Raw genomic sequence first — 16,743 nt, forward strand, 5'->3', positions numbered from 1 at the left:
ACAAAATAAGTCGATGGGAACCTATATCCTTAAGCGTCTGTTGCTGATTATTCCGACACTATTTTTGATTCTGTTGATTAATTTTGTGATTGTGCAAATTGCACCGGGTGGACCTGTAGAGCAAGCCATTCAACAAGCTGAAGCCTTTCAAGGGATGGGTGGCATGTCAGGCGGAGAAACGGCTGTCAATGATCATACTCATTATCAAGGTGCTAAAGGACTCAGTGAGGAGATGGTTGAGAAAATCAAAGCCCAATATGGTTTTGATCAACCCGTTCATATCCGCTTTTGGGACATGCTCAAAGGCTATGTGCAATTTGATTTTGGTACTAGTTTTTTCAAAGATAAACCTGTGACGCAGTTATTGTGGGAAAAGCTCCCCGTATCGTTGTCGCTTGGGCTGTGGAGTACCTTATTAATTTATCTGATCTCCATTCCGCTTGGGATTAAAAAAGCGCGTAAACACGGCAGTATTTTTGATAAATCGACGTCTATGCTCCTTGCTGTCGGTTATGCCATCCCTGCTTTTATCTTTGCAATTTTACTGATTGTATTTTTCGCGGGTGGTTCTTATTTCCAATGGTTTCCGCTGCAAGGATTGGTCTCTGAAGACTTTGCACAGCTGTCTTTCTGGGCAAAAGTAAAAGATTATTTTTGGCATATGACCTTGCCGTTACTGGCGATGATTATTGGCGGCTTTGCGGGTTTGACCTATTTAACCAAATATTCCTTTATGGAAGAACTTAGTAAGCAATATGTATTGGCGGCACGTTCTAAAGGTCTGAATGAATCACGGGTGCTCTATGGGCATGTCTTTCGTAATGCGATGTTAATTGTCATTGCAGGATTGCCTGAAGCATTGGTCGGTATTTTCTTTGTGGGTAATCTATTTATTGAGATTATTTTTAATTTAGATGGTTTGGGTTTACTTGGCTTTGAAGCGATTGTGCAACGGGATTATCCTGTGATTTTTGGCACATTGTTCTTATTTACCTTAATGGGTTTAATTTTACGTTTAATCAGTGATGTGTTGTATCAGGTGATTGACCCACGCATTAACTTTGATTCGAGGGGCGCAAAATAATGTCTCCGATCATGCGTGCGCGCTTACAACGCTTCAAAGCCAATCGATTGGGCTTTAGCTGTTTTATTGTTTTTAGTATCATTTTCATCTTGTCTTTGGGCGCAGAATTTATCGCCAATGACAAACCGCTGTTAGTGAAATATGAAAATTCATTCTATTCACCTGCATTTAAAAGCTATCCTGAAACCACATTCGGTGGTGTGTTTGAAACGGAAGCAGATTATAAAGATCCAGTCGTCCAACAACTGATAAATAACAATGGTTGGGCTGTGTGGCCACTCATCGAATTTTCATATCAAACGCCTAATTTAGATTTAACGGTGCCTGTGCCGTCTAAGCCAACCGCACAGAATTGGCTCGGTACAGATGATCAAGGGCGTGATGTGCTTGCACGGATTTTGTATGGCTTGCGTGTATCGTTATTATTTGGCTTTGCTTTGACCTTAGCCTCCGCTTTACTCGGGATCACGGTGGGTGCAATCCAAGGCTATTACGGTGGCTGGATTGATCTGATTGGTCAGCGACTGCTTGAAGTTTGGGGTGGTTTGCCGATGCTCTTTATGGTCATGATTTTAGTCAGTATGTTTACACCAAATGTATATTGGCTGTTTATTATCATGTTGCTATTTGGTTGGACAACCTTGGTCGGTTTGGTGCGTGCAGAATTTTTACGCGCGCGTAATTTTGACTATGTCCGTGCGGCAAGAAGTTTGGGTGTGACTGATCACACCATCATGTTTAGGCATATTTTGCCCAATGCCATGAGTTCAAGTTTGTCACAACTGCCTTTTATGTTAACCGCAAATATCACCGCACTGACTGCACTGGATTTCCTAGGGTATGGTTTGCCACCTGATGCTGCATCTTTGGGTGAATTACTTGCGCAAGGTAAAAATAATTTAAATGCACCGTGGTTGGCATTGTCAGGCTTCTTTAGCCTCGCGATTGTGCTGTCTTTATTGATTTATATTGGGGAGGCGACACGTGATGCATTCGATCCAAGACGTCAATAAGATGCGGCTCTTAGCAGTTGAACACCTTAAGATTCAAACTGATCAGCAGGTTTTGGTCGATGATTTAAGCTTTGAGCTAAATGCAGGAGAAACGCTGGCAATTGTCGGTGAAAGTGGCTCAGGCAAATCGGTCAGTAGTTTGGCTTTATTGGGGCTATTACCGCAAAATTTAAAAATTTCAGGTCAGGCAATTTTTGCAGGACAAAATCTGTTGCAGTTGAAGGGTGAACAGCAGCGGCAAATTCGTGGCAAGAAAATCGCCATGATTTTTCAAGAGCCGATGACTGCACTTAATCCTTTGCATCGAGTGGAAAAGATCATTGCAGAAACTTTATGGCTGCAAGGTTACTCTAAAGCCAAGGCGCGTGAACGCGTGCTGAAGCTGCTTCATGATGTAGGTATTGCAAATGCTGAAGATAAACTGAAGCGTTATCCACATGAGTTATCGGGTGGGCAACGGCAACGTGTCATGATTGCAATGGCACTTGCGCTTGATCCTGATATTTTAATCGCCGATGAACCAACCACTGCACTAGATGTCACTTTACAAGCGCAAATTTTAGATTTACTGCAATCTTTACAGCAAAGCCGTCAAATGGCGATGATTTTGGTCAGTCATGATTTAAATTTGGTAAAGCAATACGCAGATCAAGTCATCGTCATGAACAAGGGTAAGGTTGAAGAGCAAGGTGATGTGGCGCAAATTTTTAATCAGCCAAAATCGACATATACCCAACATTTGCTTAATCATGATTTTGGACAAGCACTTCAAGTGAGTGCTCAAGAGACTTTACTTCGCTTGGAGCAGCTAGAGGTCAAATTCCCGATTAAACAAGGTCTATTGAATCGAGTAAAAGACTACGTTGTTGCAGTTGAGCCACTTGAACTGACACTTCAACAAGGTGAGTCGATTGGCATTGTGGGAGAAAGTGGTTCTGGTAAAAGTTCCTTGGCACTCGCCATTGCGCGCTTGATTGAAAGTCACGGAAAAATTCGACTCAAAGAACATGATCTCAATCAGCTTTCTGAGAAAGCGTTGCGTCCGTTACGCAGTGATTTTCAAATTGTGTTTCAAGACCCCTTCAGTAGTTTAAATTCGCGTATGACGGTTGAGCAGATTATTGGTGAGGGTTTGAGGTTGAAGGCTTTATCCAAAGATCAGATTTCAATGCATGTCGATGAGGCCTTGGCAAAAGTGGAGTTACCAATCCACTTTAAGCCGCGTTATCCGCATGAGTTATCGGGTGGGCAGCGACAACGTATCGCACTCGCACGTGCTTTAGTGTTGAAACCGAAGTTGCTCATTCTCGATGAGCCGACCTCTGCCTTAGATCGAACCACACAACGTGCAATTGTGCTGTTGTTACGCCGTCTACAACAAGATGAACAGATGAGTTACTTGTTTATTAGTCACGACCTAAAAGTGGTACGTGCTTTGTGTCAGAAAGTGTTGGTATTGCATCATGCCAAAGTGATGGAGTTTCAAGAAACTGAACAGCTCTTTGAGCATCCACAAACCGAATATACCCAAGCATTGATTGCAGCAAGCCAATATTAAAAGATACAAATCACTGCAAGATAATCTGACATGAGACATTGTCAATGATGTTTGGTTGGGCTATAACACATGCAAATAAAACAAAAGTATCAGGATTGATCATGAGCCAAATTGGTGACACGCGAAGCATACGAGACATTCATTTTAAAAATAGAATTATTAAAGGGGCAATGAGTGAAGCACTTGCGAATACTGCAGGTACGCCAAATGATGCACATTTCAAACTCTATGAAGCTTGGGCAAAAGGTGGTTTAGGCTGTGCCATTACTGGAAATGTTATGGTGGACTATCGTGCCAAAAATGAACCGGGCGTGGTGGTGGTAGAAACTGAGCGTGATTTAGATGCCTTGCGTCAGTGGGCAGACGTCGGTCAGCGTTATGGCATGGTGCAATTAGTACAGCTGTCACATCCGGGTCGTCAGTGTCCAAAGGGATTAAATAAAGAAACAGTTGCACCTTCCGCAGTGCCCTTTAGTCCTGCACTTGCCATGAGCTTTGGGACACCACGCGCACTGCGTGAAGATGAAATCCAAGACATTATTCAACGTTTTGCAACATCAGCTGCCATTTGTGAGAAAGCAGGATTTGAAGGTGTGCAGTTGCATGGCGCACATGGTTATCTCATCAGCCAGTTTATCGCCACTGACCAATAAGCGTCAAGATCAGTGGGGCGGCAGTATTGAAAATCGCACACGCTTCTTACTTGAGATTTATCAAGCAGTACGGGCAGCAACTTCGGATAAATTTATCATTTCAGTAAAATTAAATTCAGCTGATTTTCAGCGGGGTGGAATGACCGAAGATGACGTGCTGTATGTTTTTAAAGCCATTGATGACGCGGGTATTTGATCTGATTGAAATATCAGGCGGAAGTTATGAAGCGCCAGCGATGGCAGGTGTTAAACAAGATCAACGTAAAGCATCGACCATTGCGCGCGAAGCGTATTTCTTGGATTTTGCCGATAAAATTCGCAAAGAAGTCAAATGTCATCTTATGGTGACCGGTGGCTTTAGAACCGTAGCAGGCATGAATGCAGCCTTGGCAAGTGGTGCGTGTGATTTTATCGGTATTGCGCGTCCATTTGCGGTAGAAACAGATTTAGGCAATAAATTGATTGCAGGGCAAGACGTGCGTTATGCCGTTGATAAAATTAAAACGGGCATTCCGATGATTGATAAAATGGCAATCATGGAAATTATTTGGTATGCAGCGCAGTTTAAAGAAATTGCTAAGGGAAATCAGCCCAATCCCAAACTTTCACCGTTAAAAGTGTTTTTGCATTATTTAAAAGGCAATGTCAAAGCTGTGATTAAAGGGCAATTAAATTCACGCAAATCTGCTTAATGATTTAGGCACGCGTCATTGACCAATAATATTGAAATTGATCGGCATTCCAAGCACCAATCTTCAGCGATTGTTGGAATGCGGGTCGAGCCTCTAAATCATTCAAATAGCGTATTAATGCCGAGTATTGCTCAAATCGCGGAAAAGCATATTTTGCAGCATGCAAAGGAAACCACAATAGAATATCTGCATAGCTAAACGTATTGCCTGCAAGCCAGTGATGGCTTTCTAAATGGCGGTTTAACTGCTTAAGTTGTATTTTTAATTCGGGATCGAGATAACTCCGATTTAAACCGAATTTATAAAGCTGACTCATGGGGCGAACAAGCCAAGGCGTATGTACAACAATTTGTTGAAAGACTTGTTTCAATGCGAGTAAAGGCATCAGGCTCGCATCGACATAATGTTTATAAAAACAAAAATCGAGACCTGCTTCATCCGCTAAATTGACGCCTAATTTTTGTTGCTGCTGACATAGATATTCTATAATCGCACTGCTTTCAGTGAGTGTAATCGTTGTATTTTTATCGATAATTTCCAATGTCGGAAATTTCATTGCATTATTTTTTGTGGAGACAACTTTCTTAGCGTTTTTCTTGGCGTTGGTTAGATTCGTCTCAGAGATGATAAGTTCATATGGGATATCAAGTTCTGCAAATAACCAGACAATACGCTGTGAACGTGAATTTGCTAAATGATAAAGTTTGAACTGCATAAATGAGTGCAATTAATAACCGAGATGCTTCAGCATAATCATAAATACAATCAAATAGAAATAAAAAATGAGATCCAATGGTCATTGGATCTCATTCATTGAACTCGATCTTATGCTTTAGTGATAACGCATCGCTTGTGTTTGAAATGGAAATAACAAGCGACTTAGCTGTTGTGTTGCCCATAAACCCACGTCTTTATAGTGTAGGTGTGGTGCAATATAAGGGCTAAGTAACTCAATTTTTTCTTGAGTCGTCTCACATAGATTTAAGCGATGCTTGATAGATGCAATGCTTTGTTGGGTGTGCGGGCTGCGATCCTTCAGAGATGCTTCATTTGCAGCGCTAGATGCGCTTAAACGGCGTGTATGTTGACTGCCTTGAATCCAATCTTTAATCATTTGTTTTTCAGTCGCATTAAACACACCAAACATTTTACCTTCAGCTTGATCAATTAAATTCCAGAAACGACTTTGCTCAACAGGTTGACCTTGAATAATCCAACCTTTATCCATCATCACTTTTAAGAAGTCTTGTATTTGATTTGGATCGGACAGCCATTCATTAATACTTTTACCGCTAAACTGGCATTTTTGATTATGAATATATTGTCCAATTAGCGCTTTATTTTTGAAGACTTTCAATGCGAGTTTTTCAATATTTAATTCTTGAATGATCTGAGTTGAACTTTTACCGATATCATTCATTAAATAACCAATTTTGACTAATTCTAGATAGCGTGCTTGATCTTTAGCCATGGCGAAATTCTCAAGATAAGCCTTCAGCGATTTCTGCGCATGACCATTATGTGCATTATCAATGGTGATATGTACATTAAAATAATGAGGATCAATACCAAGCTCCGCCAATTCATAATTGGTAATCAGTAGATGCAAAGGCAATTGTTCATAGCCTAAGTTAAAGCCGATGACCAATGGCATCCATTCGCTTGGTGCATATGCTAAAGCCAGCTGAACCGTAGCTTGCTCATAATAAGCATCATCTAATTGCTCAGAAAAATCAGTTAATTCATAACGCTGTAACAGGTCTTGATACATGGTCACATGATTGGCACGCGGATGTCCCATACCGAGTTCTTCAAGGTAGATATAAATTAGATTGCGAACTGACTCATTTTGGGATTGATGTAAAGTCGAATACAACCATGCGCCATCGACCATTTTGACGGGAGCCACTTGATACAAAAACTCAAAAGCATGCGATACCGTTGGAAAGTATTCACGGGATGCATCGGTTTTGCGACGAGCAACGTAGTCTTGAAAGCTTTGGCAAACCGTATGGTGCTGTTCTAGAAGATGCGCTTCAACCAAATGGGGATAATCGAGCCAATTGACTTGATCTGTATGGATCTCATTCATATATTGAATTAAAAATTGTTCTGATTTTTCAGTTTTAATTGTATTTGAGACCTGTTCATCTAGAAAAAAATCCACCCAATCCTTGTGATTTTTAAGACGCTGATGATGGTTTTTAGTATGAGATGCAGGTAAATAAAACGCTGTACTCGCGAACATGTATTTTATCCTTGCCTACGTATTGATTGATTACCTTATCTTTTCAACCGCAGCGAGGGTGTTTATATTTTGTTCGTATTTATGAGTGGATTGCATCACTTTTGAAAAGCTAAGTAATTTTACCTAGCAAGCCCATAAAAACAGAAAGGCTAAAAAGCAAAAAGCCCAAGTCGCAATGCTTGGGCTTTCTGCTGAAATCATGTTGAATCAAAATGATTTCGAATATGGCGTCCCTACGGGGATTCGAACCCCGGTTACCGCCGTGAAAGGGCGATGTCCTAGGCCTCTAGACGATAGGGACAGCGTGAAGTAAGTATTTGTAAAACGATTAACTTTGCAGTTAATGGCGTCCCTACGGGGATTCGAACCCCGGTTACCGCCGTGAAAGGGCGATGTCCTAGGCCTCTAGACGATAGGGACTAAATACAAACATTACTTCTGAAAATTGGCGTCCCTACGGGGATTCGAACCCCGGTTACCGCCGTGAAAGGGCGATGTCCTAGGCCTCTAGACGATAGGGACGTTTCAGAGGTGGGCGTATATTAGGGTGAAAATAGAGGGGTGTCAAACACTTTTCTACAGGTATTTTCAGGTTTTTGATGTGTTCGTATGAAAAAAAATCATTTTTCTATTTTTTGATGAAAATTAACGCATTTTAAGCAGGGAAATAAGCAAAATGATTCATCATAAAATTTTTATCGTTCATAAGTACATGTTGTATTTTCTGATTTATTTTTACTGTTTGATTGATTCTTAAGCTTTAACTACAAAATGTTATCAGTGGATATACAAGTAAGATGAATTCTTTCAAATAAAAAGAGCGACCAAAGTCGCTCTTTTTAGATCATAACTGAATTATGCTTTTTTATGATAGAAAGCATAATAGCTTGCATAGCATACCGCGATAAACGCTAAACATAAGAAGAAGCTGATTTGTAACGATGGATCAAACACCATACTGATACAGGTAATTAAGCAGAACAAGAAACCAAGAATTGGCACAATGGGGAACAGGGGTGCTGCAAAGCCCAATTCTTCTTTGGTATGACCGTCTTTATACCATTGACGACGGAAATTGAATTGGCTTAAACAAATACTCATCCACACAACCACCATGGTAAATGCGGCAATACCCAATAAGTTTGTGAAAATGGTTTCAGGTGCAAATTGTTCAGACAATAGACCCGGCAAACCACCAATCATGGTGACAATGACAGCCACATACGGAATACCGCGAGCATTCACTTTTGAGAAAACCGCAGGAAGCTGTTTGTTATATGACAATGACCACATCATGCGTGAAGCAGCAAACAAACCTGAATTCGCAGCAGACAGCAACGCAGTGATAATCACGAAACGAATAATGTCTTCAGCATAAGGAATACCGATGTGTTGGAATACCGTCACAAATGGACTGCTACTCACACCTTCAGCCGCTAAACCTGCTTCTTGATGAGGAAGCAGTGAGGTCACGACAATAATCGTACCTACAAAGAAAATAAGCAGACGGAAAATTGACGTATTAATCGCTTTTGGTACATTTTTCGCAGGGTCTTTGGTTTCACCCGCAGCGACACCAATGAGTTCCGTACCAGAGAAAGCAAAATTCACAATCAACATTGTCGTGAAGATGGGGAATAAGCCTTCAGGGAACCAACCTTGCGCAGTTAAATTGGTGAAGAGTGGTGCAGCATCTTGACCTTGATAGCCAACAACACCAAAGATAGCCAACAGACCGAGTAAGATAAATACAATAACCGTGATGACTTTAACCAAAGCCAGCCAAAATTCAGATTCGGCAAACCAACGGGTTGAAATCATATTCAGTACAAAGACGAATGAACCAAAAATAAGGGTCCACATCCACATTGAACTGTCAGGGAACCACTCCTGCATTAAAAGTGCAGCTGCAGTAAATTCGGTTCCAAGCGTAACTGACCACGTCAGCCAATATAACCAGGTAATGGTATAGCCTGTGCCTGGACCAATATAGCGTTTGGCATACGCACCAAAAGAGCCAGATTCAGGCATATGAACGGCAAGCTCACCCAAACACAGCATAACCATGTAAGCGATGACACCGCCTAGAAAATAAGAAAGGATGGCACCTACAGGCCCCGTTTGTGCAATGACTTCACCCGACCCTAAAAATAGGCCTGTCCCGATTGCGCCACCAAGCGAAATCATGACCAGATGTCGAGTACTCATAGCGCGTTTTAAAGGCGCAGAATTGCCCTGATGCGTAGCATCATTCGGAGATGAGTGCATAGGAAATGAAATAAATCAGAAGAATGAAGCGAGTTATTGTAGTCAAAAACCACAAATCTGCAATCGATTAATTATTAATTTGAATATGGCATGATCGTATTCGATCAAGAGATGGCGTCCCTACGGGGATTCGAACCCCGGTTACCGCCGTGAAAGGGCGATGTCCTAGGCCTCTAGACGATAGGGACGTTTTGAGGTGATGCGTATGTTAGGGATTTTTATTCAAGGTGTCAAACCGATAACGCAATAATTTTATGATATTTAAATCAAATGATTAAAAACTTATCATTTTTAATAAAAATGATTTATTTTCAATCAAATATTTAAACCTCAATTGATTATTTTGCTAAATTTTTCAGTTTAAGTTTTATCAAAGCTTAGCTTATTGCATGCGAATTGATGATTGCAGTATAAAAAAGCGCAACTTAGAAGCCGCGCTTTTTAATTGAAATGGATTAATTTTTCTTGTGATACAACCAATAGTAACTTGCGTAGCAAGCCGCCATAAATAACAAACAACCAATAAAACCAGAAAGCATTTCAGGATCAGCTGCCATACTTAAACCTGTTGCTGTACAAGTCGCAAAACCAAGAATAGGCACTAAAGGGAACCAAGGTGTGCGGAATCTAAGTTCTGATACAGTGTGACCAGATTTAAGCCATTGGCGACGGAAATTAAACTGACTCCAACAAATACTCATCCACACAATGACCATAGTGAATGCAGCCACGCCCATCAGGTTTTTAAAGATCACATCTGCGCCAAATTGTTCTGAGAGTAAGCCGGGTAAGCCACCGATCATGGTGAACCAAATGGCAACATAAGGCACGCCTGATTTACTCACTTTGGCAAAAATTTGAGGAAGTTGCTTCTGAGCAGACAATGCCCACATCATACGAGATGCTGCATATAAACCTGAGTTTGCAGTCGATAATAATGCAGTGATAATCACAAAACGAATAAAGTCTTCGGCATAGGGAATGCCCATTTGGGTGAATACCGACACGAATGGACTGCTACTTAAACCACCATGCCCACCGACTTGTAAACCGGCATCGGTATAGGTTAAAAGTGAACTAATCACAATAATCGTACCGACAAAGAAAATGATTAAACGCCACACAGCAGCATGAATGGCTTTTGGAACATTTTTCTCAGGATTTTCTGTTTCACCGGCTGCAATCCCAATCATCTCCGTACCATTAAATGCAAAATTCACAATTAACAATGTGGTGAATAAAGGAATTAAGCCATTCGGTAGCCAGCCATGTTCGGTTAAATTTTGGAACATCGGGGCAGATGTATAGCCTTCAAAAGGAATCATCCCGAAAATACAAGCGAAACCTAAAATGATAAACAGTAAAACGGTTGCCACTTTAATAAATGATAACCAAAATTCAGATTCGGCAAAGGCACGGGTAGAACTTAAATTCGACAATAATACGCCCGCAGCAAAAATCAGCGTCCATAACCAAATGGAAGTCTGAGGAAACCATTCTTGCATCAAAATGGCTGCGGCAGTGAATTCAGTGCCAAGAGTCGCCGACCAACCAAGCCAGTACATCCATGACACCATATAGCCTGTACCGGGACCGATATAATTTGTTGCAAAGGCACCAAATGAGCCAGAAACAGGTAAATGTACAGCTAACTCACCTAAGCACAGCATGACCATATAAGCGATCAAACCACCAATAATATAGGCAAGCACTGCACCTAAAGGTCCCGCTTGGGAAATGACTTCACCTGAGCCCATAAATAAGCCCGTACCAATCGCACCACCTAGTGAGAGCATCACCAAATGACGTGTGGTCATGGCACGTTTTAGCGCAGGCGTTTGATCTTCACCAGTCGTGGACTGCGAAGGAGAACAAGGAGATTGCATAATCAACGAGGAGAGATAAAAGGTTATTTTAAAGTGATTTTGAATGAAATTTGCATCAATTGAAATTAACCCATGAAATATTAGTTTTGATTTAAAAAATAAATGAAATGAACGAGTTAATCAGATTATTAAATATGTATTAGTTTGATTTTGAATAATAAAGTGTATGAAAGTATTGTTTATGAAAAAGCCAATAGAGGGATCGAAATTTCACTGTTATATCTACAAGAAATCAACACGATTCTTCTGAATAGAGCTTACCAGAGGTACCACTATTTGATCCTTTTTATCGAGTATGTTGGTTTATTAAGACCAAAGATGAAATTTTGAGGCGAGCTAAACTTATATTTAATTCGCATATTACAGTTGAATTAACTTCATTTAAGGCATCTGCGGAAAGTTAAGATTGTTGAGTTTAAACCGCATAAGACAAGGTGCTTTGAGTTGCTTGTGTTGTGACAGTTGAGATGAAAGATATCCAAGATTCAGTAGAAAAAGAACAGCAATAAAATAAGAAGAATATCGTCCCTACACAAGCAAGCTTAATGGTGTTGATATCATTAAGTCAGGTAGGGACGTGAGTGTTATGCCGGAAAACTTACTGTTCCGTCACAAGTGTGTCGAGTAAATGCGGAGCAAGTTTGTTTAAAATAAAACAAAACAGTTCCGCAGTTTTTTGCGTATCGTATAACGCTGAATGCGCTTCACGACCATCAAACTCAATGCCGGCTTGAATACATGATTTAGCCAAAACGGTCTGACCAAACATCACCGCACTCAAAGTCACTGTATCGAATACAGAGAAGCTATGAAATGGGTTTTGATTTTTAGTGCCCGTACGTGCAATCGCTGCTTGTACAAAACCTAAGTCAAAATGCGCGTTATGACCGACCAATACGGCATGCGTGCAATTTTGCTGACGACGGACTTCATTAACAGATTTAAAAATACGTTTTAACGCTGTTTTTTCGTCTTCAGCCATCGCAATCCGCATGGGATTAGATGGATCAATTCCGATAAATTCTAACGATCTACGATCAAGATTCGCACCTTCAAAAGGATTGATATGTGCATGGTGGGCTTCACCCGGCACAAATTGACCTTCTTCATTATAAATAATCGGAATCGCTGCGATTTCTAATAATGCATCAGTCTGTGAATTAAAACCGGCAGTCTCTACATCGACAACCACTGGCAAGAATCCACGGAAACGTTGACCAATGACTGGGAGAGCTTCATTTGTCACACTTTTCTCCATTGAATGGTTTTACCCGCATGTAGCGGAATAATCTGTTCACCATCCAAATAGTCTAAACTTGTTGGAATCACTTGATCTTCTTTGACCAACGTAATGGTTGTGGTATTACGTGGTAAACCATAGAAGTCCGCACCAAAATGGCTCGCAAAACCTTCCAAACGTTCGATTTTACCGACTTGATCAAATGCTTGAGCATACAGCTCGATTGCGGTAGGCGCACTATAACATCCTGCACAGCCACATGCATTTTCTTTGGCATTTTTTGAGTGCGGTGCGCTGTCTGTACCCAAGAAGAATTTAGGATTACCGCTCGTCGCCACTTCAAGCAAGGTTTGCTGATGGGTTTGACGTTTTAAAATCGGTAAGCAGTAGAAATGCGGTTTCACGCCACCGACCAACATATCATTACGGTTAAATAATAAATGTTGCGGGGTAATGGTTGCAGCCACATTACGGTCTTGTTCTAAAACAAAGTTTGCCGCTTCACTGGTGGTGATATGCTCAAGCACTAATTTGAGTTTTGGGAACTGTTTTAATAGCGGTGCAAGCACTTCATCTAAGAAACGCTTCTCACGATCAAAAATATCGACATGATTATGTGTTACTTCACCATGTAACAAAAGGGGAACTTGATGTTCTTCCATTTGTTCAATTACGCCATAAACTTTACTAATGTCACTGACACCGCTGTCCGAGTTGGTGGTTGCACCTGCTGGATAGAGTTTAATCGCATTGACAAATTCAGAGTCTTTAATTTTTTTAACTTCGCTTGGCGGGGTATTATTGGTGAAATACAGCACCATGCGTGGATCAAAATTTAAACCTTCAGGCACATGTGCCATGATACGTTCACGATAGCTATTTGCTTCTTCAACCGTTTTTACCGGTGGAACAAGGTTAGGCATACAGATTGCACGTGAAAATTGACGGGCTAAATCAGGAACGGTGCGTTGAAGTGAAAGACCATCACGGAGGTGAGCGTGCCAATCGTCTGGCTGGAGAAGCGTAATCGTTTTCAAGGCGAATTCAGTCGGAGAAATAAAACAAATGATAAAGCATATACGCTTAAATTGGTAATCTGAAATAAAAACAAATGGTGTGATATATATGAATTTTTTTAAAAAAGTATGTTATTTTTAAATGACAAAATAATTAAATAAAATGCTTGGCAATGGAATACAAGTACAATTTAGCACAACTCCAATCAGACAAAGAAAAAGTAGAAGATTTAATCTCTCAACAAAGTCAGCGTGTTGGGCAGGTTTTTCCGAAACAGCTTGAAGCGGAGTTCTGGACAAAAAATTTAGAGCGCGCGCGCAAACACGCAGAGAAATATGTGTGGGCTGGGGTTCTGGTATATTTTTTGTTTATGTTGGTCATGATTCCGACCGATTATTGGATTATTGATGCAGCGCATTTTGATCATGACTTTGCACTGGCGCTGCTAGGCTTAATCAATGGTGGTTTATCATTATTGGTCTTTTACTTTTTTTCTTGCTTACCACGAATTAAACGCTTTTTTCATCAAGCATCTTTAGGTGTCGCATTTTGGGCATTGGTCACCATTCCATGTCTGACCATGTCGATGCAAACCGTTGCGATGCAGCATCAGTCGATGGCAATTGTCACTATTATTTATATTTTGGGTAATATCTTAGCCGGGATTAAACCGAAACATATGCTCATGATGGGGATGTGTGCGGCGGCCACCACGATTGCAATTCTTTTAGCGTTGGATTCTGATGTAAATCCTTTGGTCTTTGGTCGCATTTTAGTGGGTAGCTGCTTATTGGGTTATGTGATTAGCCATATGATCTTCGCGCGAGAACGCATGATGTTTTTATATACCATTCGCGCCAAAATCAGTGAGCAAATTCATCGTATTCATACCACGGAGCTTTTACATTTAAGCCAACATGATGAACTGACAAAAATTTCTAACCGACGTACTTTTGATGAAACCTTAGATATTTATTTTGAGCGTTCCCGTCGTGAAGAAACAGCATTGGCATTGCTCTTTATCGATGTCGATTTTTTTAAAAATTATAATGATTATTATGGGCATCAAAAGGGTGATGACGTCATTTCGACCATCGCAAAAAGCATCAAAAATGCCATTCGTCATATGGACTTTGTGGCGCGTTATGGTGGGGAAGAATTTGTTGTACTGTTGCCAGAAACCGATGCACATGGCGCGTATGCGGTGGCATCTAATATTTTTAAAGCGATTGAGCGTTTAGAAATCCCACATGCTAAGTCAAAGGTGGCAAAGCACGTGACCATTAGTTTAGGAATCACGGTCTATCATGCTGAAAGCGGTATTGATAAAGAAGCTTTACTCGGTGTTGCCGATCAAGCGTTATATCGTGCAAAACAGTTGGGTCGTAATCAAATTTATTATCAATCAATTGGTCCCAGTCATGTCAATGACGTAGCCCATTTATAAAGTAAAGCACATAAAAAACCGCGCCAAAGCGCGGTTTTTTAGACTCAACTCAAACTTAGTTTTTGTCTTTAAGCTGTGGCACTGCAGATGCTGTACCAACTGCAAGTAAACCTGTATCTGTATAGATACCCAATTTAGCACGCGTATCTGTGATATCAAGGTTACGCATAGTCAATTGACCGATACGATCCATAGGCGAGAACATAGAATCACCTTTTTCCATCGTCAAACGCTCAGCTTCATAAGTAAGGTTTGGAGATTCGGTGTTCATGATGGTGTAATCGTTACCACGACGAAGTTCAAGCGTTACAGTACCAGTCACTGCTTTCGCTACCCAACGCTGCGCTGTTTCACGAAGCATCAATGATTGAGAATCGAACCAACGACCTTGGTAAAGTAGACGACCTAAACGTAAACCGTTAATGCGGTATTGTTCAATCGTATCTTCGTTATGAATACCAGTCACAAGACGTTCATACGCAATGTGAAGAAGTGCCATACCCGGAGCTTCGTAAATACCACGAGATTTCGCTTCGATGATACGGTTTTCGATTTGATCCGACATACCGAGACCATGACGACCACCAATACGGTTCGCTTCAAGAATGAACTCAACTGGATCTTCGATGCGTTTGCCGTTGATCGCAACAGGGAAACCTTCTTCAAAAGTGATAGACACTTCTTCAGGTGCAATTTCAACGTCTTCTTTCCAGAACGCAACGCCCATGATTGGATCAACGATTTTGATACCTGCATTAAGGTATTCAAGATCTTTAGCTTCGTGAGTTGCACCTAACATGTTTGAATCTGTTGAGTATGCTTTCTCTTTTGACATTTTGTAGTCAAAACCGTTGTCGATGAGGAACTGTGACATTTCTGCACGGCCACCGAGTTCATCGATAAAGGTTTGGTCTAACCAAGGCTTGTAAATTTTAAGCGCAGGGTTGGTCAACAAGCCATAACGGTAGAAACGTTCAATGTCGTTCCCTTTATATGTTGAACCGTCACCCCAGATGTTCACGTCATCTTCTTTCATTGCGGTAACAAGCATCGTACCTGTCACTGCACGACCAAGCGGTGTAGTGTTGAAGTAAGGAACACCACCAGTCGAGATGTGGAACGCGCCACATTGAATTGCAGCAATACCTTCTAATGCAAGTTGCAAACGGCAGTCGATTAGGCGTGCTTTAACAGCACCATATGCTTCCGCTTTTTTCGGAATCGCATCGTAATCTTCTTCGTCTGGCTGACCTAAGTTTGCTGTATAAGCATAAGGTTCAGCACCTTTTTGTTTCATCCACAAAAGTGCAGCTGAAGTATCTAGACCACCAGAAAAGGCAATACCTACTTTTTTGCCAACTGGTACATTCTGCAAGATAGTTGCATTATCAGTCATTGTTAATCCTAACGATATAAAATAGGCACCCAGAATTGGTGGCCTGAATAAAATATATAATGCTTCGATTGTAGCATTATTTTATTTGACTGTGCTTTACAAAAGAAAAACTCGTTTTAAATTGCCTATTCAATAGGCTGAAATAATGATGTTTTATACTTTTTAAGCCCATGCACAAGTAAATTTTGCTTATTGCCTGCGCTTGAGTATGATTTATCTATACTAAAAAGTGGAAGTTGAG

The 16,743-nt window shown here is 40.9% G+C and carries 11 protein-coding genes, 4 tRNA genes and 1 pseudogene; 5 read left to right on the top strand and 11 right to left on the bottom strand.

Annotation, left to right across the window (positions count from 1 at the left end):
* The first annotated feature begins 13 nt into the window (after positions 1 to 13).
* The 4 genes and pseudogenes from GFH30_RS04325 (at position 14) to GFH30_RS04340 (ending at position 5,000) form a co-directional block, all read left to right on the top strand.
* Positions 14 to 1,084 (top strand): microcin C ABC transporter permease YejB, encoded by a 1,071-nt coding sequence (locus tag GFH30_RS04325; RefSeq protein WP_153371072.1) that lies wholly within the window; start codon positions 14 to 16, stop codon positions 1,082 to 1,084.
* Positions 1,084 to 2,097 (top strand): ABC transporter permease, encoded by a 1,014-nt coding sequence (locus tag GFH30_RS04330; protein WP_153371073.1) that lies wholly within the window; start codon positions 1,084 to 1,086, stop codon positions 2,095 to 2,097. The genes GFH30_RS04325 and GFH30_RS04330 overlap by 1 nt, the downstream gene beginning before the upstream one ends.
* Positions 2,072 to 3,655, top strand: coding sequence for an ABC transporter ATP-binding protein (locus tag GFH30_RS04335; protein WP_153373356.1), 1,584 nt, complete (start codon positions 2,072 to 2,074; stop codon positions 3,653 to 3,655). Before GFH30_RS04330 ends, GFH30_RS04335 begins: the two co-directional genes overlap by 26 nt.
* A gap of 101 nt (positions 3,656 to 3,756) precedes the next feature.
* Positions 3,757 to 5,000 (top strand): annotated as a pseudogene (locus tag GFH30_RS04340) (NADH:flavin oxidoreductase/NADH oxidase family protein).
* Positions 5,001 to 5,004: 4 nt separating this feature from the next.
* Here GFH30_RS04340 and GFH30_RS04345 read toward each other — a convergent pair.
* The 10 genes from GFH30_RS04345 to pyrC form a co-directional block, all read right to left on the bottom strand.
* Positions 5,005 to 5,715, bottom strand: a complete 711-nt coding sequence (locus GFH30_RS04345; protein WP_153371074.1) for a glutathione S-transferase — start codon at positions 5,713 to 5,715, stop codon at positions 5,005 to 5,007.
* A gap of 117 nt (positions 5,716 to 5,832) precedes the next feature.
* Complete coding sequence (locus tag GFH30_RS04350) at positions 5,833 to 7,248, bottom strand: iron-containing redox enzyme family protein (RefSeq protein WP_153371075.1); 1,416 nt, start codon at positions 7,246 to 7,248, stop codon at positions 5,833 to 5,835.
* Positions 7,249 to 7,473: 225 nt separating this feature from the next.
* A tRNA-Glu gene (locus GFH30_RS04355) sits at positions 7,474 to 7,549 on the bottom strand.
* 43 nt (positions 7,550 to 7,592) lie between these two features.
* A tRNA-Glu gene (locus GFH30_RS04360) sits at positions 7,593 to 7,668 on the bottom strand.
* 26 nt (positions 7,669 to 7,694) lie between these two features.
* Positions 7,695 to 7,770, bottom strand: a tRNA-Glu gene (locus GFH30_RS04365).
* 333 nt (positions 7,771 to 8,103) lie between these two features.
* Positions 8,104 to 9,516: an amino acid permease gene (locus GFH30_RS04370; RefSeq protein ID WP_153371076.1), complete on the bottom strand. Its 1,413-nt coding sequence runs from the start codon at positions 9,514 to 9,516 to the stop codon at positions 8,104 to 8,106.
* Between the two features lie 112 nt (positions 9,517 to 9,628).
* A tRNA-Glu gene (locus GFH30_RS04375) sits at positions 9,629 to 9,704 on the bottom strand.
* 267 nt (positions 9,705 to 9,971) lie between these two features.
* Complete coding sequence (locus GFH30_RS04380) at positions 9,972 to 11,402, bottom strand: amino acid permease (RefSeq protein WP_153371077.1); 1,431 nt, start codon at positions 11,400 to 11,402, stop codon at positions 9,972 to 9,974.
* Positions 11,403 to 12,000: 598 nt separating this feature from the next.
* Complete coding sequence (rnt, locus tag GFH30_RS04385) at positions 12,001 to 12,660, bottom strand: ribonuclease T (RefSeq protein ID WP_153389347.1); 660 nt, start codon at positions 12,658 to 12,660, stop codon at positions 12,001 to 12,003.
* Complete coding sequence (gene pyrC / locus GFH30_RS04390; RefSeq protein WP_153371079.1) at positions 12,645 to 13,679, bottom strand: dihydroorotase; 1,035 nt, start codon at positions 13,677 to 13,679, stop codon at positions 12,645 to 12,647. The genes rnt and pyrC overlap by 16 nt, the downstream gene beginning before the upstream one ends.
* A 152-nt stretch (positions 13,680 to 13,831) precedes the next feature.
* On the opposite strand from pyrC, the gene GFH30_RS04395 reads away from it, so the two are divergent.
* Entirely contained in the window at positions 13,832 to 15,106 is a 1,275-nt protein-coding gene (locus tag GFH30_RS04395) for a GGDEF domain-containing protein (protein ID WP_153371080.1), read from the top strand.
* Between the two features lie 55 nt (positions 15,107 to 15,161).
* On the opposite strand, the gene argG is transcribed toward GFH30_RS04395, so the two are convergent.
* A complete protein-coding gene (gene argG / locus GFH30_RS04400) occupies positions 15,162 to 16,502 on the bottom strand; it encodes an argininosuccinate synthase (protein WP_153371081.1) in 1,341 nt (446 codons plus the stop codon).
* Between the last annotated feature and the right edge of the window lie 241 nt (positions 16,503 to 16,743).

The sequence above is a fragment of the Acinetobacter wanghuae genome, from assembly GCF_009557235.1.
GTDB lineage: Bacteria > Pseudomonadota > Gammaproteobacteria > Pseudomonadales > Moraxellaceae > Acinetobacter > Acinetobacter wanghuae.